The 21,368-nt window shown below is 42.6% G+C and carries 14 protein-coding genes; 5 read left to right on the plus strand and 9 right to left on the minus strand.

Translation table 11 applies throughout. From position 1 onward, the window contains the following. Positions 1-189: 189 nt before the first annotated feature. Together ACSLBF_RS19265 and ACSLBF_RS19270 are read right to left on the minus strand one after the other, a co-directional pair. Complete coding sequence (locus ACSLBF_RS19265) at positions 190-1,026, minus strand: LytR/AlgR family response regulator transcription factor (RefSeq protein ID WP_440057023.1); 837 nt, start codon at positions 1,024-1,026, stop codon at positions 190-192. 5 nt (positions 1,027-1,031) lie between these two features. Next, positions 1,032-2,144: a sensor histidine kinase gene (locus ACSLBF_RS19270; RefSeq protein WP_440057024.1), complete on the minus strand. Its 1,113-nt coding sequence runs from the start codon at positions 2,142-2,144 to the stop codon at positions 1,032-1,034. A 456-nt stretch (positions 2,145-2,600) separates the two neighbouring features. On the opposite strand from ACSLBF_RS19270, the gene ACSLBF_RS19275 reads away from it, so the two are divergent. Continuing rightward, positions 2,601-3,299 (plus strand): alpha/beta fold hydrolase, encoded by a 699-nt coding sequence (locus ACSLBF_RS19275; protein WP_440057025.1) that lies wholly within the window; start codon positions 2,601-2,603, stop codon positions 3,297-3,299. 77 nt (positions 3,300-3,376) lie between these two features. On the opposite strand, the gene ACSLBF_RS19280 is transcribed toward ACSLBF_RS19275, so the two are convergent. Further along, positions 3,377-4,051: a porin gene (locus ACSLBF_RS19280; RefSeq protein ID WP_440057026.1), complete on the minus strand. Its 675-nt coding sequence runs from the start codon at positions 4,049-4,051 to the stop codon at positions 3,377-3,379. Positions 4,052-4,213: 162 nt separating this feature from the next. Continuing rightward, positions 4,214-4,627: a VOC family protein gene (locus ACSLBF_RS19285; RefSeq protein WP_440057027.1), complete on the minus strand. Its 414-nt coding sequence runs from the start codon at positions 4,625-4,627 to the stop codon at positions 4,214-4,216. A gap of 159 nt (positions 4,628-4,786) precedes the next feature. On the opposite strand from ACSLBF_RS19285, the gene ACSLBF_RS19290 reads away from it, so the two are divergent. Further along, complete coding sequence (locus ACSLBF_RS19290) at positions 4,787-6,808, plus strand: S9 family peptidase (protein ID WP_440057028.1); 2,022 nt, start codon at positions 4,787-4,789, stop codon at positions 6,806-6,808. Between the two features lie 310 nt (positions 6,809-7,118). Here ACSLBF_RS19290 and ACSLBF_RS19295 read toward each other — a convergent pair whose 3' ends face one another. Together ACSLBF_RS19295 and ACSLBF_RS19300 are read right to left on the minus strand one after the other, a co-directional pair. Continuing rightward, on the minus strand, positions 7,119-8,849 hold the full coding sequence (locus ACSLBF_RS19295; RefSeq protein ID WP_440057030.1) for a collagenase: 1,731 nt from the start codon (positions 8,847-8,849) through the stop codon (positions 7,119-7,121). A gap of 32 nt (positions 8,850-8,881) precedes the next feature. After that, entirely contained in the window at positions 8,882-9,115 is a 234-nt protein-coding gene (locus ACSLBF_RS19300; protein ID WP_440057031.1) for a hypothetical protein, read from the minus strand. A 298-nt stretch (positions 9,116-9,413) separates the two neighbouring features. On the opposite strand from ACSLBF_RS19300, the gene katG reads away from it, so the two are divergent. Further along, on the plus strand, positions 9,414-11,633 hold the full coding sequence (gene katG / locus ACSLBF_RS19305) for a catalase/peroxidase HPI (protein WP_440057032.1): 2,220 nt from the start codon (positions 9,414-9,416) through the stop codon (positions 11,631-11,633). 70 nt (positions 11,634-11,703) lie between these two features. Here the strand turns inward: katG and ACSLBF_RS19310 are convergent, their stop codons facing one another. Next, complete coding sequence (locus ACSLBF_RS19310; protein WP_440057033.1) at positions 11,704-12,177, minus strand: peroxiredoxin; 474 nt, start codon at positions 12,175-12,177, stop codon at positions 11,704-11,706. A 338-nt stretch (positions 12,178-12,515) separates the two neighbouring features. Here ACSLBF_RS19310 and ACSLBF_RS19315 point away from each other — a divergent pair, with 338 nt between their 5' ends. Together ACSLBF_RS19315 and ACSLBF_RS19320 are read left to right on the plus strand one after the other, a co-directional pair. Next, positions 12,516-16,469 carry a PAS domain-containing protein gene (locus ACSLBF_RS19315; RefSeq protein WP_440057034.1) on the plus strand — a complete coding sequence of 1,318 codons (3,954 nt, stop codon included), beginning with the start codon at positions 12,516-12,518 and terminating at the stop codon, positions 16,467-16,469. A gap of 7 nt (positions 16,470-16,476) precedes the next feature. After that, the gene (locus tag ACSLBF_RS19320) at positions 16,477-17,532 is read left to right on the plus strand and encodes an HD domain-containing phosphohydrolase (protein WP_440057035.1); all 1,056 of its coding nucleotides are present in this window, start codon (positions 16,477-16,479) and stop codon (positions 17,530-17,532) included. A gap of 239 nt (positions 17,533-17,771) precedes the next feature. On the opposite strand, the gene ACSLBF_RS19325 is transcribed toward ACSLBF_RS19320, so the two are convergent. After that, complete coding sequence (locus tag ACSLBF_RS19325; protein WP_440057036.1) at positions 17,772-19,118, minus strand: IS1182 family transposase; 1,347 nt, start codon at positions 19,116-19,118, stop codon at positions 17,772-17,774. Positions 19,119-19,295: 177 nt separating this feature from the next. After that, on the minus strand, positions 19,296-21,317 hold the full coding sequence (locus ACSLBF_RS19330; RefSeq protein WP_440057037.1) for a beta-propeller domain-containing protein: 2,022 nt from the start codon (positions 21,315-21,317) through the stop codon (positions 19,296-19,298). Positions 21,318-21,368: the final 51 nt, after the last annotated feature.

Here is a 21,368-nt window from a genome sequence, read left to right on the forward strand (position 1 = left end):
CTTCGGTGCAAACGCACCAGCTGCGATGAGCCGAAACAAAATTGCGACGAAAAGAACAAGACGTTGACGTAAAGGTAAACTGATAAACGGAATGCCACTTTATAACTAAGGCAATAGTGGGAATAAGTATAGAAATACTGACACTTTCAAAACACTTATCCACAGCTGAGCTTATTTAAGCTTTTGATTTTATGACAATCTATTTTCAACCAGTTTTTTTACCGCATCACTGTAGTTACGGCTAACTTTGAGCTTAATTTCATTTCCTAAATCCAGCATACTCTCGTTGTTTTTCAGAGACTGTATCGACTTTACACAGTGCAAATTTACGATGGTTGACTTATGGATGCGCTGGAAAATCTCACTGTCCAACTCTTCTTGCAGACGTTTCATGGTGATCCGCACCACATAGTTTTCTTGCTCAGTATGGATACACATGTAATCACCAGCGGCATCTATCCACTGAATATCTTTGACAGCAACAAACACTTGCTCATTATCATGATTTTTAATCAGTAACTCACTGCGATATTTTGATGGAAAAGGCGCGCTGTCATTGTCCAACCACGATTCAAGCTCCGTCACACTTAATCCAGAAGAAACTCCTAATGCTTTGAGTAGTTTCGCTTTTTCTCTATCACGTTGTTGCGGAGATAAGCGTTCTTTTATTCGTTCAATGGTTTTTTGCAAACGGCCTAAGTTAACCGGTTTCATTAAATAATCAATCGCATCTAGCTCGAAAGCCTCGATTGCATATTCACTGTAAGCACTTACAAACACCACCAAAGGCATTGAATCAGATTGAAGCCCCTGCACCACTTCTAAGCCACTGAGTCCAGGCAAACGTAAATCAATGAATAACACATCTGGTTGCAGTTGCTGGCACAGCCGAATCGCTTGATCTCCATCTTCTCCTTCACCAACCAACTGAATATCTTGGATATTTTCGAGTCGCAATCGGAGTCCTTCAATAGCAAGCGGCTCATCATCCACGATCACTGCGGTAATTTTTTTATCCTTGATCACGGTAATTACGCTCCTATTACAAATGGCATGATAAGTGTGACACTGGTTTGTGTATCGTGGTGTACGATCTCCAAGTCACAATCTTGATTAAACATGGTAAGCATTCGCTCCTTGGTATTGTTTAAACCAATACCAAAGCCGCTCGGTGATAACTGAGCGTGTTGATCTTTGTCGTTACAAACCATCAGAATTAACTGGTCATTACTGTGTTTTGCGGTAATTGTGATATTGGTTGCAACCTTACGTTGCTCAACAGCATATTTAATAGCGTTTTCTACCACTGGTTGCAGCACCAAGGCGGGAACTTTGGCTTCTTTGGTCTGTGGTTCGATGTCAAAGCCAACCCTCAATCTATCGGTAAATCTGACTTTTTCAATTGATAGATAGAGCTCTAGTAGACTTAATTCTTTGCTTAAGGTGCTGGCAATTGAGGCATCTTGTTGTAAAGAGTGGCGGAAAAAAGTACACAACTTATCCAGCATTTCGCCGGCCTTGTCATTGTCTTTTTTAAAGATTAGGGTAGAAATGGCATTCATAGTGTTAAACATAAAATGTGGGTTAAGCTGGTACCGCAGCATCTGTAACTGTGCCTCTTTCGCCGCTGTTTGCGCCCTGAGTAACATTTCATGTTCGCGCTGTAACCTCGTGTTGTAAAGCATAATGAAGAAAATGGCGGTCCACACAAACATGGTAGACACCGAAAATAAAAACCAGCCCCCGAATTCCAACATATTCAACTGTTGATACCACACTTGCCCATAAACAATGGTTTTATACGAAGCTAACTTAATCACGTTGAATAGCAAACCCAACACTGCTGCGCTAGCAAAGCTTGCTGTCAGCGTTTTTCTCAGCGGCCAGTGCACCGTTTTGCCGATCACTTGCCACTGAATATATGAGAGGCAAAAACCACTCAAGGTTTCCACAAGCAAGTTCCATAACTGACCTGTGAAGTTAAAGTTTGGATCGTCAAGTTGAGGATGAATGATAGAAAAAAACACCATTAAGGCATAACCGGACCATCCGAATAGTTGCAGAGTCCAAAACTGCTTATTTTGACTCGAAAAGGGCAGATTTGGAGCGCTTAGCTTAGCGTGATTAATGGTAATAGGGTTCATTAGACAGGCCTAATTACAAGAGTGGTTATAGTTTCACAATGAGAAGTGGCAAAGGTCAAGTCTTCAAACATCAACACAAGCTACTGTTTTTAATATAAAATCGGTACAAACAGGATTATTCGCTACTGTTTTAAAGGTAATTAACCTCAGCTGCGTATAAGGGTTTTGGTAATCCAAAACTAAGATACCACTTAGTTTTTAGCTTCCAATGATGGTATTTTGCTCAATATCAAGGCGTTTTTACGAAGCAATAGCTGGCTATTACGAGTGAAAACAACGAAGAGAGTGTGGCAAAATAGCTTCATTGGGCAAATTCGCTTATGCGCAGCTGAGGTTAATTGCTTTAGTCTGAAAAAGCTAGCTAACATAATGTTTAATAAAGATAAGAAAAATTGAAATGATGTAATCAATCGTCTCACTTAGCCTTCTGCCCTATAACAAAAATGAGCACGTTTCATGATGAAAAATATTTATTTTCTGCCCGGTACACAATGCAATGAACAGCTTTGGGAATTGATGACGGCTTACTTTCCCAGTGATATCACTCCTCATTTTCTCACCATCCCACAACACCAAACACCGCGACAGATAAGTGCCCACCTCAATGAAATACTGCCATCGCAGACGGTAAACCTAGTCGGCTTCTCACTAGGTGGATACCTTGCAGCCCATTTTGCCTGCCAGTATCCCAAAAGAGTAGACAGATTATTTGTCATTGCCAACTGTCCGACAGAATTACCTGAGCGAGAAATAAAACGTCGAGAAGATCAGTTAGAGCTTATTCATCATTATAGTTATCGAGGAATGAGTACCCAAGCCGCCAAAGCGTTACTTGATAAACACAATCACTCAGCTGAGCTAATAAGTAGAATACTTGAGATGGACAAACAACAAGGTGAAGAAGATTTAGTGAGCCAATACCATTACACCACTGAGCGTGAGGACTTATTGCCAAAGCTGTCAGGCCTAACCATACCCACGCACTTTTATTTTAGCGAGCATGACCCGTTAGTGAACAGCTGGTTGATAAAAGACTTAGCGACTAAAAATCCGAATATCGTAGCCAATTCTGAATCAGGTTGCGGGCATATGCTGCCTTTAGAACACCCCCAAAAACTAGCAAGGGCCTTACTAACTTGGTTAGCCAGAACATAAGTGTAGCTCGCATAAAAAAACCGCATAGCCATAAGAGCCAAGCGGTTTTAAAAACTATCGAAAAAAGCTTTTACAGTTTAGAAATGGTAACGGAAGCCTAAATCTACAGTGTCATACTCGTCCGCGTTGCGGTACGCTAAGTGCATTGAAAAAGCGTTGGTAAACTGATAACCAAGGCCTGCTAGATAAACGAAGTTTGTCTCGTTATCACCGTCACCCTGAGCACGCTCTACACCTAGACCAACTCGTGCATTGAATGCACCGAAAGATTTATCATACGCAGCTTCTAGATGATATAGATCTACACTTGCAGATCCTCTTTCTGACTCTCTAACACTGTTAAAAAGAGAAGCTGCAGAAGCACTAAGATCAAGTTCTAGTTTAGCGCGTGAATAACCGCCATAGATGTCTATGAGCGCATCATCACCCAAATCATATTCATGACCAATCAATAAAGTAAGACGAGTGTAATCCATGTCTAATGTAGCAGAAGCGTTATAAACATCACCATAATAATCCGTTACAGTGCCTGTTTTTGTAAGATCATCATCTCTCGTTTCGTAAGTTGCCTCAGCATAAAAGCCATCGAATGCTTTGTTTGCAGTGATAGAAAAACCAGCTGGCTTTATTTCACTCAAATTATCAATCTTTAATTTACCGTAACCTGCTTGGATAAAGTCAGTATCAGCAAAAGAAGGGGCAGCAGCAACACTAAGGACTGCAGCGAATAGCGCATTAAGTTTAAATTTCACGATTAACTCCATATTATATCGCGTTAAAATTGCGCGCATCCTAACAGAACCATTTCATTGTTCAATACGAACCTATAAAAGAAACACAGATTGTTACAACACACCAAGTTTAATTAACCAAATACATAAATATTCAACTTAAAATCAGTGTGTTGTTGTCGATTAGTGACTATTCCGTTCTTCAGGTAAATCACTTAGATACTGAACAAATTCCACTTCAAAACCCGCGGGGTCAATAAAGTACACATTACGCCGAAAAGGATGGTTTTCACCTTGCTTATCAATTTGGTATCCTGCTTGTGCAAGCCGCTCAACAACACTTGCTAAGTCTTGTACGACATAAGCGAAATGCGCCAATCCCACTTGGTGACCTGCAATTTTTCTATTGCTACCTTCGCCGTGATCACTGAACGCAATGTAATGATAATCATCACCGAAATGCACCCATTTACGCGGTTTGCCATACCACTCACCTTCACCACTTGTACGTATTTTCCAATGTGGAAAAGCCGCGCGGTAAAAATGCAATACTTTCTCTAAATCGTCGACGACCAAATTCACATGTTCTAAAAACATAACATAACCTCCTTTAAATAATGATCGGGAAGGTAAATCCCCAACCAAAGTTGAGGTAAAGCGCTTTTTGCAATCATCTTATTATGTACAGCGCAAACAGTTGCAATCTAGATAGCCAATGAGTCATAAATAGACTCAAGTTAAAAAACAGGAGTGATAATGAAAAAATTAGTATGGAGTACCCTTTTTTTGAGTGCAATTGGAGTAACACACGCAACTCCATTGGCGCCGACAGACGTATTTAACTTGGAATACGCCAATCAGATTGATATCAACAATGATGGCGATATGGTTTATTTCGTCCGCAACCGCATGGATATCAAAACAGACCGCAAGGTCAGCAATATTTGGTCTGTGGATTTAGCAACTAATACCATGCTTCCAGTCACATCTGGTGTACACATAGACTATTCTCCAGTGCTTTCACCAAATAATGATCGTATCGCCTTTATTTCTACCCGCGATGGCAGCAGTCAGATTTACGTAAAATGGTTAAAAACAGGGGCGGTTGCGAAAATCAGCAACTTAACACAATCACCATCAAGTTTGAGCTGGTCCCCTGACGGTAAAAGCTTATACTTCAGCCAGTTTGTTCCAAGTAAAGCTGCGCCACCTGTGACTGTCGCAGGAAAACCACCTGGTGCGGAGTGGGCAGAGCCTCCAGTATTTATTGATGACGTCTATTATCGTTTTGATGGGGCAGGTTATACAAACGCAGGTTATACCCATCTATTTAAAATTGATGCCAATGGCGGTAATGCCACTCAACTAACAAATGGCAACTACAATCACGGTGGTGCTGTAAGCATTGATAAAGATGGAACGTCACTGTATTTCTCCGCTAATCGCCACGAGGAGCACAAGCTCAAACCCACCAACGACGAAATATATAAGCTCGATTTAACAACGTTGAAAATCACCGCAATGACAGATCGAGTGGGACCGGATAGACATCCAGCAGTTTCTCCCGATGGCAAGTATCTGGCTTACCTTGGTTTTGATGATAAAAAAACCAATTATGAAAACGCCTTACTTTACATAAAAAATCTTGAAAGCGGAGAAACCAAGGTTTATGCCGAGTCACTTGATAGAAATCTCGAGTCAGTTGTTTGGGCAGCTAACAGCCGAGGTGTTTATGTCAGTTATGATAGTGAAGGCAAAACTACCATTGCTTACCAACCATTGAAGGGCCGTTTCGATGTAGTTACTGATCAAGTCGGCAGTGTCAGCTTTGGTCGCCCCTATTCTGGCGGCGATTTTGATATCAGCGATAGAGGTTTAGTGGCTTTTACCTTGGCGGATACCCAACGACCCGCCGATATTGCGCTGGTTAAGCGAGGTGAACCACGCCGGGTGACGCAGCTAAATGAAGATGCACTTGCTGATAAGTCATTAGCAAAAGTAGAAGAAATCTGGCTAAAGTCCAAGCATGATGAACTGCCAATCCAAGCTTGGGTTGCCTACCCTCCGGGCTTTGATAAAACCAAAAAGTACCCGTTAGTACTAGAAATACACGGTGGTCCGGTCGCCAATTATGGGCCTCACTTTAGTGCAGAAGTACAATTGTTTGCGGCACAAGGCAATGTAGTGTTGTATATGAATCCAAGAGGGAGCGACTCATACGGCAAACAGTTTGCTCAAACCATTCATCACAATTACCCAAGTAATGACTTTGATGATTTAATGACCGGTGTGGATCACCTTCTTGCAGAGGGTTATATTGATAAAGATAGACTCTTTGTCACAGGCGGTTCTGGTGGTGGCGTATTAACGGCTTGGACGGTTAGTCACACGGATCGTTTTGCGGCTGCTGTTGTTGCTAAACCCGTGATCAACTGGTACAGCTTTGTACTGACCTCTGACTTCTACCCATTTTTCACCGACTATTGGTTCCCAGGCAAACCTTGGGATCATATGGCCCATTATATGAAGTACTCACCTATCAGCTATGTCGGTAAAGTGACGACTCCGACAATGCTGCTTACTGGTGATGCAGATTATAGAACGCCGATTTCTGAAACCGAGCAGTATTATCAAGCTTTGAAGTTGCAGGGTGTTGAGACAGCTATGGTGCGCATTCCTGACGCTTCTCACGGGATCACGAAAAGACCATCAAACTTACTCAATAAAGTCGCTTATATTCAATGGTGGTTTGATAAACACGACCCGAAAAAAGATTAGCGCGTGTTGAACTTTCAAATTTGTTTTTGCAGCAGTTTGATTGGCATTTATACAAAGCAGAGCCTGCGTGCATAGTGATTCTATGTGAGTCAGGCGATTACGTAGTAGAAATGCCAATCAAGCGCTGCCCTTCGGGTTCACCTCAGTGTGCATTGTTGCTCAACTTTTGCTTAGATTACTAGGCGGCAAGTCGAGCGCCGCGCTCAAAACCCACTGCGGGGAACAAAAACCAAACAGTAAAGACCGGAACGTTCTAAGTTCGGTTGTTTGAACATAAAGGCACTTAGCGCCTTTATGTTCAAAGTTTTAGTTACAGTAAATGGCGATGATTTTCTGTTAGTTCTAGATGCTTAGGATGGAGATAGTCTCTATACAAATAGCGATATAACTTATTCACCTTGTTCTTTTTGATGGCCTTACTGTTAACGCTATTTTCCTCTGCAACTAACTGCGCCACATATTCCATAAAATCACCCTGATGCTGTTTTGCAAGTGCCGAGAGTTTGTTTTCGTATCCCTGATAAAAATCACTTTTGAGCGCACGCTGCAAACTTCGTAATCCTTCTTTATCTTGTTCTGCTAAAAAGCGCATCGCCAAATAGGACCACTGATAAATCTGAGTTGTCGAGTGCTGATAATTGGTGGCAAAAATTGTTTCTAGTGTCGGCCACTCTTTTACACTCAACTTGGATGCCACTTGAATCGCTTTAGGATTTTGCTGCCCTTTGGCGACCAACTCCGCAAGTCCTTCACTCCACCACACAAGCTTGTCGGGGAAGTGGCCAAAGCCGCCATATTTGTTAAACCGCCCGTCTAGATAATGCACATATTCATGGTTGAGGTTCCATACTTTATAAGGATCATCGGTCCAAAACGCCCTGAACGAATAGAACGTCGCTTGGTTATCTGGATCGCTAGGCGTTCCTTCTATATACATACCACCGTTGTTAGTCTGAATATCAAATAACAACTGCCCGTAACGATTGTAGTCACTATAGTTATCGAAAATCACCACACGTAGTGCTGTATTATGATCATTTGCCACAGCGTTGTTATCGGTTGCCAATAGTAGATGAAACTCACTTTCTTGTGCAGTTAAACGCTTGCATGCCACAGCCAATTGATCATCATTTAGTGACGTGGCGCGGATAAACAAAGAGTCAGAGCAATGATGTTTAATCGGTAAGACTTGTTCAATGTCGACAGAAATACATCGGTTGTGTAAATCCCCTTTACAGTCGCTGGCACCTCTAAAGCTATTGACTAAATAAATGCTTGAATACGCTGTTCGGCTAGAACTCTCGGACATATTTTTATTCAACACCCGCCATACCGTGTCATCCAATGTTTGTTGCCGGGACGGCTCTAACAGCTGATGTAAATAGCCAAGCACCCACAAACCGTGCTCTGCTTGCCATTTAGCTTCTTGTATAGACGCGAGCATAGTCTTAACGAGCCGCTCATTCTCTATCAATACCGTTTTCATCTCGTCATTGTTACGAGCAAAAAAACCGCTAAAGCCAAAAGCTTTTAGCATTTCCCAACGCGCAAAGTCAGCTTGCTGAGAGGCGCTTCGGCCCAGTGCTAGATATTGTGTAAGTAAACTTTGAATATGAGAACTAGCGTCTTTTGTCACACTGTGATGATGTAAAAAGCGATAGAAAGCAACGGCATGATTTTCTGCAAACCTTGTGGAATAAGCCTGGGGCACTTTAGCTGCTAAATTCAATACACTTTGCGAGAGCCTTTGTCGTTGTTCATCTGGTAAATTATCCAACTCACCAAAATAGCTATAACCGCGCAGCCCATACAATACACGGTTAATTTCATTCCAATCCTGCTGCGCTGCCAGACTCTGGCTTTTAAGTAACTGGATACCTTGTTCGAAGTCTTGCTCGGTGACCTTAAAACTCCACCAATCCGTTGCCAACACCGATTGGCTATCCATTGTGGACACAGCTTTTGACTCCAGGTCAGTCGAAGTACAGGCAGTTAACACTACCCCTAGCGTCAAAGCGGATAAAAACACGTATTTTTTCATGATAAAATCAGGGCCCGAAGGCCCACTCCCACCTAGAATCGATATTTCGCTGAGATAAAGTACTCAGTACCAACAGCGCTGTATTTTGAAATATTTGCAAATGGCCACCACTTTTCAGACTCATGCTGTGTTCGTTTAATTCGTGAACCTGTCACTTCTATAACGTCTATTTCCTTATCCGCCACAGTGTCACTACCGGTCGTTTGTGCTTGGAGTAAACCAATTGGGCTCATTGCCAATGCCAGAGAAATCAATGAAAGCTTCATCGCACCACCTTTTTATTATTATCAAAAACTGTTGAGCCTTAAACAATATTATATTGTATGCAATATTCCAACAGTGGATTGCTGATTTTTCTGCGTTATCCAAACTTTTAAGCACCAAGCATATTGGTTCTAAGAAATGGAACAATTAGAAAATCAACCTTAACTATTTGAATTTATTGAAAATACAACCAATCAATTTAGTCGAACTTAGTAATTGGTTTTTCTGAATTTTCCGACAGTAGATTCTGAACTAAGGTCTAGGAGGTAAAACGCACTGTTTAAATTTAAGGATCTAATTATGATTACCAGACCGAAACTCTCACTGTGCGCAGTGGCTTTGGCTATTTCTTCGCTAACGAGCCAAGCTGCGCCACTGTCTCAAGAGGCAAAAACCAATCAATTTTGGTGGCCAGAACAACTCAACCTTAGTCCTTTGAGACAACACAGCCCCGAATCTAACCCCTATGGAAGTGACTTCAACTATGCCGCTGAATTTAGCAAGCTCGATCTTGCAAAGGTCAAAAAAGACATCGAACGTACTCTTAAAGACTCAAAAGATTGGTGGCCTGCCGATTGGGGTCATTATGGTCCGTTTATGATCCGAATGGCGTGGCACAGTGCTGGCGTTTACAGAGTTCACGACGGTCGCGGCGGTGCGGCAGGCGGACAGCAGCGATTTGACCCGTTAAACAGTTGGCCAGATAACGCTAATTTAGACAAAGCTCGACGTTTATTGTGGCCAGTAAAACAGCAGTATGGACGCAGTTTATCATGGGCTGATTTGATGGTGCTGGCCGGCAACGTGGCTTTGGAATCCATGGGATTTAAAACGTTCGGCTTTGCGGGTGGTCGCACAGATGATTGGGAGCCAGACTTAGTCTATTGGGGTCCAGAAGACGCATTTTTAAAAGATGATCGCCGTGACAATAAAGGAAAACTCAAAGGTCCACTAGCTGCAGTAGAAATGGGCTTAATTTATGTTAATCCCGTTGGTCCGCATGGCAAACCAGACCCACTACTCGCGGCTAAAGATATTCGCATGTCGTTTGGCCGAATGGCAATGAACGATGAAGAGATTGTAGCGTTAATTGCTGGAGGTCATACGTTTGGTAAAGCACATGGTGCCAAAAAACCGGATGAATGTATTGGCAAAGAACCAGCGGCCGCACCGACTGAAGATCAAGGCTTTGGTTGGAAAAACAAATGTGGTTCAGGCGTTGGTGCCGATACCACAACCAGCGGCCTAGAAGGTGCCTGGACTGTGACCCCAACTCAATGGTCGACCAATTATCTTGATAATCTAATGAATTTCAACTGGGTAATGACAAGAAGTCCAGCTGGCGCTATTCAATGGGTTCCTGATAATGAAGCAGCGAAAAATTTAGTGCCCGATGCACATATTCCGGGCAAGCGTCATGCGCCTATCATGTTTACGACAGATTTAGCCTTAAAATTCGATCCTGAATTTCGCAAAGTGATAGAGCGCTTTAGAGCTGACCCTGCTGAGTACGAGCTGGCATTTGCCAAAGCGTGGTTCAAACTAACCCACAGAGATATGGGACCTCGCGCTCGCTATATTGGCAGCGAAGTACCAGACGAAGTGTTAACATGGCAAGATCCAATCCCTAAAGCAGACTATAAGCAGATAACGAGTAAAGACATTAAGCAGCTGAAACAAGCGCTGCTAGACTCAGGACTTAGTAATCAAGAACTTATCCGAACAGCTTGGGCTGCTGCATCCAGTCACCGTGTCACTGACATGCGCGGAGGTGCCAATGGTGGACGCCTACGATTAGAGCCACAAATCAGTTGGGAGGTAAATAACCCAACGGAATTGAAAAAGGTACTTACGAAGCTCAGTTCGGTGCAAACTGACTTTAACCGCCGTGCAGGTAAAACAGCTGTCTCAATGGCAGATCTCATCGTACTTGGCGGTGCAGCCGCAATTGAAGACGCAGCAAAACAAGCCGGACATACTATCACTGTAGATTTCAAACCCGGACGTACTGATGCTTCTCAAGCGCAAACCAATGTGCGTTCTTTTAATTATCTAGAGCCAAAGGCCGATGCGTTTAGAAATTACTACAGTGATGAAGCGTTTATGTCACCAACTGAGATGCTAATCGACAAGGCAAACATGCTCGACCTCAGTGTGCCAGAAATGACAGTGCTGTTAGGCGGTCTTAGAGCACTTGATGCGAACCACGCTGGTAGCAAGCATGGCGTGCTTACCGATAAACCCGGACAGCTCAGCAATGACTTCTTTATTCACTTGCTTGATATGTCAACTTCATGGTCAAAAGTGCAAGACAAGGCTGGCTTGTATGAAGGAAAGGACCGTCAGACTGGTAAAGTAAAATGGACCGCAACGCCAGTAGATCTTATTTTTGGTTCAAACTCTGAACTCAGGGCTGTCACCGAAGTGTATGCATCTGACGATGCCAAACAAAAGTTTATTGAAGACTTTGTGGCTGCGTGGGTAAAAGTCATGCAATTAGACCGGTTTGATCTGCAATAAAACCTCGAATTCTAGATGTTACAGTACAGCCCCGAATGATTCGGGGCTGTTTAATGATTTGCTACTCGCCCTAAAGCGACTCTAGGATCACCTCAGCTTTGCTGATCTCAAAGGTTTTTGGCGCCTCCACATTAAGCAAGGTTACAACGCCATTTTCAACGACCATCGCATACCGTTTTGAGCGGATCCCACCAAAACTTCCGGTATCCATATCTAGACCAATCGCTTTAGTAAAGCTTGCATCTCCATCTCCAAGCATCATAATTTCCTCGGCATTATGTGCTTCCCCCCATGCTTTCATCACGAATGCATCATTTACAGACACACAAACGATCAAATCTACGTCTTTTGCTTTAATCTTATCCGCTAAAGCGACATACCCGGGTAAATGTGCCGCAGAACACGTTGGAGTGAACGCTCCAGGTAACGCAAATACCACCACCTTTTTGTCTGCAAATAAACTTTGCACTTGATGTGTAACCATACCATCAGCGGTTAATTCACTAAGTTGAGATATAGGTAATTGCTGTCCAATTTCTATCATAATTAAATCCTTAAGCTTGTTTTGACCACTCATACTAGCAAGTGATGACAAGATACAAAATAAAGTTTGTAAAATAAGCGAATGGCTCATCTTGCTGAAACTTTCTATACCTTTCAAAGTACGGGCATTTCGCTTTCAAGGTCGTGCCGATGGATTACTATCATTGTGTAAAAAACCTGCTATCTTTAGAAATTAAGCCACATTAAAAAATTCAAAAAGCATTTATATTTCAAAATATTAACTTCCATTCATTAATTGCTTTGCGGCTTGCCATTAGTCTGGAAGCTAATCTGGAGATACGCGGTTGAGAGTTCTAGATATCAGGGAGCCGTTGGTCAATGACAACAAATCGTAGCACCGACTTACCACCATGTAATGTTGAACTTAGCTCAGAATTTAAAACCAAGTTGCCGATAATGATGGCTAAGCTGTCTGAGCTTGTTTCACAATACAGTGCAGATCCAACCCCAAATAAATTGGCTGATGTCGAGTCTTATTTAAAAGGTATTACAAGCTTTGCAGGTTTGATCAAATTAGAAGCCGCATATCAGCTTCTCACTACTCTGACTAGCAGCTTAGAGCCTCACCAATTAGATTATCAACATTCCCCTGAAACTCTGCAGCTGGCTATTGAGCAGCTCGAACAGGAGTTATCAGAAATAGCACAAAGCCTTCCTGAGGCTGATTTAAACCAAGTTGAAGCATCATCAATTACCACAGAAAGTACACAAGCTAAGCCTACGATTCTAGTGAAGCTTCACAGCGAGAAACTGAAAACCGAGTTAAACATGCGGCTTTCTCAAACGTCACACGCTAGAGTCTTGCATATTGAAGAAATTACCCCTCAGGTTATCCTCGCTTTAAATGCCAACACCTTAGTACTGGAATACACCGATCCTCATGACGTCACTCAATATCAGACATTACTTTCTCAATTAAAGGCAAGCCAACATTCTCTCTTGCACACATATTGGGTAGCACCGGATAACTTTCAAACCAAACTTATGCTAAGTAAGCTCAGTGAACCACCTTGGTTATCCTCCCCTACAACGATTGACTATTTGGCAAAACAAATCTGGTTTGAAGAAGACTTAACCGCATCATTAAAAGTCATGTTAGTCGGTGCGTGTTTAGCCGAACTTCAAGCATATCAACTGCTACTTAAGCATGCCGATATCGAAGTATTTATCTTTACCGACATTGAAAAAGCTTATTATGCAGTTGAAGCGCTAAGTCCTGATGTACTTTTGCTAGATATGGATATGCCACAAAACGCGGCTATCGACATGTCGAGCCTGTTGTTTGAACGCTGCTACGAACAGTCATTAGCACTGGTTTTTATGTCCTTATACACAAAAATGGAAGACCAACTGCATGCCCTGAGACTTGGCTCTGTACATTTTGTTTCTAAACCTGTAATTCCAGAACGGCTGATCTCACTCCTAAAGGCATGCGGAAGCAGTGTTCAGCTCAGAAAAGAGCAAGGTAATGAACATAACAAAGCCCTATATGAACGGGAGCTCGAGCATTTTGCGCTGAATAAACACGCCATTGTCAGCATTGCTGATAGAAAAGGAAACATAATATATGTCAATAACTTATTCTGTGAAATTAGTGGCTACTCAAAATCAGAGTTGATAGGTTCTAATCACCGAATAGTGAAATCACACAGTCATACTAAGAGTTTTTTCGAAGATATGTGGAAAACCATTGCGCATGGTAATGTCTGGCAAGGTGAAGTGTGTAATCGTAAAAAACACGGCCAGCTGTACTGGGTAAAAACCACCATAGTGCCATTTCTGGATGATAAAGGCAGGCCATATCAATACATTAGTATCCGAACCGATGTCACTCAATCTAAACTGCAAGAAAACGCCTTGATGTTGCTGTCTGAGTTCAGTTACTTAAAACCAGAAGTGTATATCAAACACTTGGCCAGAATGGTCGCCCAAGCGATGAATGTTGATATTGGCTTTATAGCGCTGGAAGATTACAGACTTGGAGAACTCAGCCTAACTTGCGACATTTGGGATACTGCAGGGCGAATTAAAGATATTGATCATGTTGCGCTGTGCGGGCTGTGCCGGGAAGCCTACGATAATGAAACTAGCTATTACGAGTGCAACGCTAATGCGGTGTTCCACCATTTCGAAGTGTTACAAGAGCAAAGTATCGAAGCATACGTTATTTTGCCGCTAAAAAATTCATCTGATGAAGTGATTGGCTACATGGGTGGTATGCATCGAGAACCACTGGAAGACGGCATTTCTGTTATGGCGTTACTACAGCTTTTCGTCACTCAACTAGAAAAAGAAATCAGCACCATAGAAACCAAACAAGAAATCGAAACCCACAAAGAACGTTTACGCCGCGGTCAAATTTATGCAGATATTGGTACTTGGGAACTCAATATTCAAACTGGCTTTCTATATGGAACCGAACGCATCGCGCCACTATTTGGGTATCAAGATAGTGAAACTGAATTTAACTATGAGTTATTTCTAGCCAGTATACATCCTGAGGATAAAACTGCCGTAAAAGAGGCCATTGAGGCTTGTATTGAACATGATATACCGTATGAAATTGAACATCGGGTTATTTGGCCTGATGGTACAGTCAGGTGGTTATTAGAAAAGGGCGCAGTAAAAAGAGATAACGACGGTCAACCACTGCAAATGCTAGTTGTCGTACAAGACATTGATGCAAGAAAGCGCGCAGAGCTCATGCTTGCCGAACGCGATGCTCAGTTACAAAAAGCGCAAGCGATTGCCAAAGTAGGTAGTTGGACTATCGAGTTAACAACTGGCAAAGGTATTTGCTCAAATGAAACATATCGCATTTTGGATCGGCGCAAAGACACCTTTCAACCCTCGCTGAGAAGCTTTATCAAAACCATTTACCCTGAAGATAGAGCAAACGTGGTACGAAATTACCTATTAGGGCTAAAGTCTGGACATTTTGACGAAAACCATAGACTGGTGACCACTTCAAATGAAATTCGCCACGTGCATGTTTTAGGGGAAGTTGAATACGATCAAGCCAATAATCCTATCAAGGTACAAGGCACTATCCAAGACATCACCAAAGAAGCTCACTACCAAGAAGCCTTGATTAAAGCTACCCAAGAAGCGCAAAAAGCCAATAAAGCAAAATCTGAATTCCTGTCGAGTATGTCCCATGAGCTACGAACACCAATGAACGCAATTCTGGGATTCACACAATTACTGCAAATCGACGGCTCACTAACCGAAGATCAACAGGATAGCCTCAATGAAATTACCGTTGCAGGAAAACACTTATTAGAGCTTATCAATGAAGTACTCGACCTCTCGAAGATCGAATCAGGAAAAGTCACGCTGTCCATAGAAGCAATTAACATTAACACTCTAATTGATGAATGCTTAAGACTTGTATTGCCTTTAGCTACAGCCAAAAATATTACTATCGACGTGAATAACTATGCTGAATCATTAATCAGCGCGGATAAAATGCGCACGAAACAGGTATTACTTAACCTGCTTTCCAATGCGGTAAAATATAACGCACCATCCGGTCAGGTAGAAATCAGTATCACCGAAAGTGAACAATGTTTGTGTGTCACGGTTTCAGATACTGGATTTGGCATTGCACCTGAGCTTATTGACGACTTGTTTAAACCATTCAATAGGCTCACTGAAGAACACAGCGATATTGAAGGTACAGGCATTGGCCTAACCATTACGAAAAAACTCATGACCTTAATGGGTGGCTCAATAGAAGTAGATAGTGAGGTCGGTGTAGGCAGTAAATTTTCGGTGTTTTTCCCGACAGTACAAAGTTCAGCTGATTCCGAATCCTTAACAGAGCAAACATTTGTCAAGCCAGAAGAAGCGAGCACAGCAACCGCAAAAATTCTTTACATAGAAGATAACCCAGCCAACATAAAGCTTGTGCAACAGATAATCAATAGGATGAGCGAATGCGAGCTCTTTATCGCTCAGCAGCCGACGCTGGGATTAGAAATGGCGACAGCTTGCAAGCCTGATCTCATTTTATTGGATATTAATTTACCAGGCGTGAGCGGGTTTGATCTCATCCATGACCTGCGAAAAATTGAAGGAAATAAACAGACCCCAATTATAGCTGTCACCGCCAATGCAATGGCCAATGATATTCAACGAGCAAAAGAGGCTGGTTTCGCTGACTATATCACCAAGCCAATTGACGTACCCAAGTTTTTAAGCTTGATCCATGCTCAACTTCAGTGCCAACACGACGCACCAAATGTGTTTCAAGCGATGGCTAAGGAATGAAAAAATCATGATGAATCATAGAATCTCACAGAACATATTAATCGTTGACGATGAGCCGACCAATTTGAAGCTTGCGGAGAAAGTACTCTCCGAATATGGTTATAGCAACGTCACCTTGATCAGTGATCCTCGTCAAGTAATGCCCTTTTACCGTGCCAGAAGACCATCCCTTATCTTATTGGACATTAACATGCCGCATCTCAGTGGCTTCGAAGTCATGGAGCAATTATTCAAGCTAGACGATCCCTTAACACCACCAGTCATCGTTTTAACCGCTCAGGATTCTGACGAGGCACTCTATAAAGCACTAGAACTCGGTGCTCGAGACTTTGTTACGAAGCCATTCAACATCCATGAATTAATGCTAAGAGTTCGCAACCTTTTGGATGCACACATGGCACACAAGTTAATGTATGATCAAAAACATACCTTAGAAAAGCTTGTCCAGCAACGGACTAAAGAGCTAGAAGATACCCGCCTTGAAGTGGCACAAAGACTGGGGCGTGCTGCTGAGTATCGCGATGAAGAAACAGGTAATCATGTTATTAGAATGAGTAATATCTGTGCACTTATCGCAAGACAATATGGCTGGAGTGAGCAAAACTGCACGCTAATATTACACGCTAGCACCATGCATGATTTAGGTAAAATAGGCATTCCGGACAGTATATTACTGAAAAAAGGCCGCTTAAGCCCTGGAGAACGAGCACTGATGAAAACTCACACTGAGATAGGTGCAGAGCTACTATCTGACAGTAACTCGCAATTAATCGTTATGGCAAAAGAGATTGCGCTTACCCATCATGAAAAATGGGATGGTACGGGTTACCCAAGAGGATTACAGGGTGATGAAATTCCCTTATCTGGCCGCATCACCGCTATTGCTGATGTATTCGACGCGCTCACTTCTGTAAGACCCTATAAAGACAAATGGCCTTTTGAAGATGCGGTTAATTATATCCAAGAACAAAAGGGCGTTCATTTTGACCCCGTATTAGTCGAAGCTTTTATGGCGGTATTACCCGAAGTACAAGAGATTATTGAAGAATACCGCGAACACTAAAAATCAACATGATTTAACCTTAAAGCTCCAGTTAACAAAAGAGGCTTCACAATGTGAAGCCTCAGATTGATGATAAACCCTGCTTTTTTAAGCGGGGTTTATTTTTTCCTATTGCTGGACTGCTTTTTCTGCCGTAAGTTTCAACGTCGGATTTTTGTGTTAGCTAGGCTAATTATTGTGATTTGGTGTGTCCAAGTTCATTTTGAGAGCTTTGAGGTGAGAGTTTTCGAGGTTTTTGCCTAGCGTGCCGCCATGAGCGCCATTTTCTTCATATTTTGACATGCCGCTGCTAGCAGGCACTGCGCGCTCACTTTTGGCAGACCTCTATATCGGCAGTAGCGATGTCCATGATGTTGTTTCGCGTCAGCGAAGCTTCTTTCTACCGTTTCGGCTCGTCGTCGATAGAGCTTTTTACCCCAGTCGCTCAACCTAATCGCATTGGCGTTTTCTACGCTCGATTGCCAAACATGCCGCGTTATAACTTTGGTTTTATTTTTACTGGCTGTACATTGATTTCTGACTGGACAGCTTTCACACTTGCTCGGGTCGGAATGATAGTGACGATAGCCTGCTCGGCTTGTTGTTTTGTAGATTAGGGTTTCACCTTGCGGGCACAGGTAAGTGTCTGTATCGGCTTGATATTGATACTCCCGCTTGGCGAAGTAGCCTTTCTTTTTATTCGGTCTTCTGTAACCCAGCACGCCAACTAATTGCCTTTCTTCCAGATTGTGGCATACCGCGGCGGTAAAATAGCCAGCGTCCAGTCCAACTGCGATAGGGTTGAGTGCAAAAGTATCGAGCGCTCGGTCTAGCCGACTGATGATGGGTTGTGAGTCATGTACATTGCCCGCGGTAGCGTGTGTATCAACAATAATGCCGTGTTTACCATCTACAATTCGATGGTCTAGATAGAAGAATCCTTTTGGCTTTTCATCCCGTACCATAAAGCCGCTATCTGGGTCTGTTCGGCTGACTTTGCTTGGTTTTGTGCAAGGTGTTTCATCCTTACACTTCAGGGGCTTTTTTCCTTCATCCTCCCTGTCTTGTAATACCGCATCATTCAGTTGCTCTACATACACCGAGGGGCTGATTTTTAAGTCTTCGATGTCGTAGCGCTTTTTATTGGCATTGGCTTTGAGGTGTGTACTGTCAGCAAATAAGCTATAGCCACCAATGAGTTTTTGTTTCATCGCTTGGCGGACAATGTTATCGAAGATGGATTGATAAATGTTGCTGTCTTTAAAGCGCTTTATGCGGTTTTGGCTTAGTGTCGAGTGGTGGATAACGTCTTCTGTTAATCCCATCCCCAAAAACCAACGATAAGCGACATTGACTTGGACTTCCTTAATCAAGCGACGCTCGCTTTGAATGCCAAATAAGTAACCTAGGAATAAGATTTTAAACATTCGCACTGGGTCAACCGCTGGGCGACCATTGTTTTTACAGTAGAGATGAGCGACTTCATCGCGGATGAATTCAAAATCAATAGCAAGGTCAATCAGGCGAACTAAATGGTCTTTTGGAACAAGTTGGTCAATCGCGACCATTTCCAATTCGAATTGCTGAGGGGTTTTGTCTTTAAGCATCGTGAACTCTCCAAACTCACTGCGCTTATTAGATCAAAGGGCTAGATATGTGTCCAGCCCTTTTTCAACAGTCTGAGGCTTCACAATGTGAAGCCTCTTTTTCGCATAACTCATTACAACCTGCGTTAATATATAACCACCTTGAAAGATGAGAGCAGTGGCTAAACTGTCTTATCGTTACTTAGGACCGCTAGGATTACTCAGATCATTCCAGTCACCTACCCAAATGTAGTTACCGTGAATGTAATACAGTTTGTCGTCTTGAATCACACCTCTGTCCAATTCTGGGTAACCTACTGGTCTTGCATCTTCACCTTTGTCCACTTTTGCATGTATGCTGCCAACATAGTTTAGCTGGGGTTGTTCTGACAAAGAAATATCAAACGCGGCCAATTCATTAGTTTGGTACCACGTATCTATGCCTGAGTCTTGTTTGGTTGTGCGCCAATAAACAATGGGCAATGTAAATTTGACTTGTTCATCAGCAACTTTTAAGTAGGCAAAAGTTTGATAATCATATTCCAAAGGCGTATACCCTTGCGCAAAACGGTGTTCGCCCACTAGGGTCGGCTTTTCAGGATTGGATACATCAAAAAGACTAACCTTTGCACCAGCTTGCTCGCTATCCTCTGAGGTCTCAGGGATATGCTGCCCAATGCCCAACAACAGATTTTCACTGACAGGATGTAAATATGATGAATAACCAGGTACTTCCAGACTACCGATAATTTTGGGGTTGCTGGCATCACTGATATCGATAGCATAGAGAGGATCTGTGTGTTCGAAAGTAACCACATAGGCCTTATCATCAAAATACCTCACTGCGTAAACGTCTTCTTGCACAACACCAAGCTTTTCGTCGACTTTCCCAATCGGTGTTGGTTGCGCGTCATTAGGCAATATTGATAGCGGCTTCAGTTCACCGGATTGTTCAGCAAGTATGTATAAACGATGCTTGTATCCTGCATCTGGCGTCATATAGCTTGTCACTAGGTGTAGTTTATCAGCCCGCTCATGAAATCGCGTAAGTGCCATTTTGCTGCCTTGAAAGCCAAGATTCCCCTCTACTTCACCTGTTGCGACGTATTTGATCTCTCCTTCGCCTTGCAAAGCAAATTTATGCAGTGAAATCCCTTTTGGCTCAATCCATATAGAAGTTGATACTGCATCATCGCTTCCTTTTGGCTGATCCTGCAGATAATCATATAAATAGAGATTTTTCGCTGACATATAGAAACCCGACGTACGGCTACTCACACAACTGGTTTTCATATCTGTAGGATTGTTTATATCTATTTGAGTGATAGTTGTTAGTCCAGTGTAGCCCTCGGTTTCAGAAGTATTCGCGGGGATGTAACACTGATCAGTCAAAATTAATGGTCGCGCTTCACCTGTCGCCTCATTGGTGATTTTTGGTAGCACTGAATTTATATCCATGGCCATCACCGATTGGTATTGTTGCAACGCCGTCAGAGATTCAGATTCTGAGCTGTAATCAATGATATGTTCAGCAACAATAAACAATGTCGTGTCTATCAAACGGCTACCCACCAGCTCACCATCGATGTTAAATCTGGTTTCTACACTTGCTTGACTTGGCAGTTCGACATCACTAAACACCAAGCTAATCCGCCCTTGGTAATTAGCCGCTGGCAATATTTCTTCACCTGAAATGTCGCTGAGCAAACTAAAACGCTGCTCTTTGGAAATACTCACTAATCGTTCGTCATGCTTGTATAGATTCTGACTGGTGTAAGGTTCGTTAGAGACCGTGAGTTGGCTCACCTGCTGTGCAGAGTGTGGGGTTTGCATATCAACAATACGAACAAAGCTTTCTTCTTGTTTATTGTGATACATAAACTCAGACGAGCCAGTCAAGTAGAGATAGCGACCATCAAACTTAACTCTATCACTCTCATTTACCCCATCAACCAACTGATTGGTTGTTGAAAAGTCCGACGCAACGCTGCTGGATACCGCTTCTAATGGATCTGCATTGCGATTTTGCATATTCATATACATACCGTTTTTCAGCAGCCGTTCCAACTCGGTTGAAGATGCGGCTTTGAGCGGTACATTGGCACTTTGCAGTGAAGTTAACTTTGGAATGGTCTCAACTTGCAGAGAATCATTACTACTTTCCCCGCATGCACTGAGACCAGTGACCACCGCTAAACTAAATAATAATTTAGATTTCATTGATATCTCCTTGTGGTTATTTGATAGTTAAACCATACGCCATACAAAGAA

Source organism: Pseudoalteromonas sp. T1lg65 (assembly GCF_051930985.1).
In the GTDB taxonomy this organism is placed as follows: domain Bacteria; phylum Pseudomonadota; class Gammaproteobacteria; order Enterobacterales; family Alteromonadaceae; genus Pseudoalteromonas.

Excerpts from the sequence above, each read along its gene's own strand:
- ACSLBF_RS19325 (WP_440057036.1), bottom strand. The coding sequence starts at position 19,118 with ATGCTTAAAGACAAAACCCCTCAGCAATTCGAATTGGAAATGGTCGCG.
- ACSLBF_RS19295 (WP_440057030.1), bottom strand. The coding sequence starts at position 8,849 with ATGAAAAAATACGTGTTTTTATCCGCTTTGACGCTAGGGGTAGTGTTA.
- ACSLBF_RS19275 (WP_440057025.1), top strand. The coding sequence starts at position 2,601 with ATGATGAAAAATATTTATTTTCTGCCCGGTACACAATGCAATGAACAG.
- ACSLBF_RS19310 (WP_440057033.1), bottom strand. The coding sequence starts at position 12,177 with ATGATAGAAATTGGACAGCAATTACCTATATCTCAACTTAGTGAATTA.
- ACSLBF_RS19320 (WP_440057035.1), top strand. The coding sequence starts at position 16,477 with ATGATGAATCATAGAATCTCACAGAACATATTAATCGTTGACGATGAG.
- katG (WP_440057032.1), top strand. The coding sequence starts at position 9,414 with ATGATTACCAGACCGAAACTCTCACTGTGCGCAGTGGCTTTGGCTATT.
- ACSLBF_RS19285 (WP_440057027.1), bottom strand. The coding sequence starts at position 4,627 with ATGTTTTTAGAACATGTGAATTTGGTCGTCGACGATTTAGAGAAAGTA.
- ACSLBF_RS19300 (WP_440057031.1), bottom strand. The coding sequence starts at position 9,115 with ATGAAGCTTTCATTGATTTCTCTGGCATTGGCAATGAGCCCAATTGGT.
- ACSLBF_RS19315 (WP_440057034.1), top strand. The coding sequence starts at position 12,516 with ATGACAACAAATCGTAGCACCGACTTACCACCATGTAATGTTGAACTT.
- ACSLBF_RS19290 (WP_440057028.1), top strand. The coding sequence starts at position 4,787 with ATGAAAAAATTAGTATGGAGTACCCTTTTTTTGAGTGCAATTGGAGTA.
- ACSLBF_RS19330 (WP_440057037.1), bottom strand. The coding sequence starts at position 21,317 with ATGAAATCTAAATTATTATTTAGTTTAGCGGTGGTCACTGGTCTCAGT.
- ACSLBF_RS19270 (WP_440057024.1), bottom strand. The coding sequence starts at position 2,144 with ATGAACCCTATTACCATTAATCACGCTAAGCTAAGCGCTCCAAATCTG.